Origin of the sequence: Methylobacterium sp. WL103, assembly GCF_008039885.1 — a bacterium.
GTDB classification, from domain to species: Bacteria; Pseudomonadota; Alphaproteobacteria; order Rhizobiales; family Beijerinckiaceae; genus Methylobacterium; species Methylobacterium cerastii.
Genome location: NZ_VRUX01000784.1, coordinates 1 through 1,612, shown reverse-complemented (window position 1 = coordinate 1,612; position 1,612 = coordinate 1). Strand labels below are relative to the sequence as shown.

The 1,612-nt window shown below is 72.8% G+C and carries 2 protein-coding genes; both read left to right on the top strand.

The features are described 5' to 3' along the window. A partial coding sequence (locus tag FV222_RS25390; protein WP_281406924.1) for an acyl-CoA dehydrogenase family protein occupies positions 1 to 420 on the top strand: 420 nt, incomplete at its 5' end. 46 nt (positions 421 to 466) lie between these two features. Continuing rightward, positions 467 to 1,543, top strand: a complete 1,077-nt coding sequence (locus FV222_RS25385) for an ROK family protein (RefSeq protein ID WP_147764444.1) — start codon at positions 467 to 469, stop codon at positions 1,541 to 1,543. The last annotated feature ends 69 nt before the right edge of the window (positions 1,544 to 1,612 follow it).

Genomic DNA, 1,612 nt, shown 5'->3' with positions numbered 1-1,612 from the left:
CGCGTCCACACCGCGGCCCGCGCCGTCGGCGTCGCGCGCGCGGCGGTCGAGGACACCCAGGCCTACCTGCAGGAGCGCGAGCAGTTCGGCCACCCGATCGGCGACTTCCAGGCGCTGCGCTTCGCGCTTGCCGACATGGCCGCCGAGGTGGCGCAGGCGCGCGCCTTCTGGTGCCAGGTCGCCCACCTCCTCGACCAGGGCGACGCGGCCGAGAGCGAATCCGCGATGGTGAAGCTGCTCGCCACCGAGATGGCGGTGCGCGTCACCAACCAGGCGATGCAGCTCCACGGCGGAAACGGCTACACCACCGAGCGCCGCGTCGAGCGGTATTGGCGCGACGCGCGGCTGACGACGATCTTCGAGGGCACCAGCGAGATCCAGCGCCGCATCATCAGCGACCGGATGCTGCCCAAGGCCTGATTCCCGCCCGGCCGACGCCCGCACGACACAGTCCATTCGAGGCACGATGACCGACGCCAAGGCCGAACACCGGACGCTCGCGCACGCCGCCGGCGAGCTGCCCTCTGTGCACGTGGACGACTACAACATCGAGCTCGCCAACGACGACGGCTTCATTGGCGACCGCGTCTCCAAGGGCGCCTTCCGGGACCTCGTCGAGGACTGGCGCGAGAAGCTGCGGCAGGTCGGCGACGACCCGCTCGGCGACGTGCCGAGCCGCGACGTCGGCAAGAAGCGCCTCGACCGGCTGATGCTGTCGGACGACCCGCTCGCCTCCGGCGTCGTCCTCGGCGCGGTCGAGGATTTCGCGCAGGAGCTGGCCACCGTCGTGCGGCGGTTCCTCCGGCAGAAGGCGTGGCGCGACACCCGCGCGATCGTGGTCGGCGGCGGCTTCAGCGACAGCCAGGCCGGGCGCTTCGCCATCGGCCGCGCCGCGGCGATCCTGCGCGCGGGCGGCGTCGACATCACCTTGCGGCCGATCCGCAACCACCCGGACGAGGCCGGCCTGATCGGCGCGGCGCACCTCGCCCCGTCGTGGATGTTCTCCGGCTACGACAGCCTGCTCGCCGTCGACATCGGCGGCAGCAACATCCGCGCCGGGGTGCTCGTCACCAACAGCCGCAAGGCGCCCGACCTGTCGCGGGCGGCGGTCTGGCGCTCGCAGCTGTGGCGCCACCGGGACGAGGCTCCCCAGCCGAGCCGCGACGAGGCGGTGGGCAAGCTGGTGCGGATGCTGCGCGGCCTGATCGAGCGCGCCGGGCGGGCGCGGCTCAAGCTCGCCCCCTTCGTCGGCGTCGGCTGCCCCGGGCTGATCGAGGCGGACGGCACCATCACCCGCGGCGGCCAGAACCTGCCGGGCAACTGGGAAAGCAGCCGCTTCCACCTGCCGAGCGAGATCGCGGCGGCGATCCCCGAGATCGGCGGCCACGAGACCACGGTGGTGATGCACAACGATGCGGTGGTGCAAGGGCTCAGCGAAGTTCCGAACATGACCGAGCTGGACCACTGGGGGGTGCTCACCGTCGGCACCGGCCTGGGAAACGCCCGCTTCTCCAACCGCTTGCGGGACGACGCTCACGGCTGAGTGCGGCGGCCCGACGCCTCAGTGCTGGGTAGCGGGCGCCCGCTCGCCGGCGCGGGCGCGGGCCAGCGT

Excerpts from the sequence above, each read along its gene's own strand:
- FV222_RS25385 (WP_147764444.1), top strand. The coding sequence starts at position 467 with ATGACCGACGCCAAGGCCGAACACCGGACGCTCGCGCACGCCGCCGGC.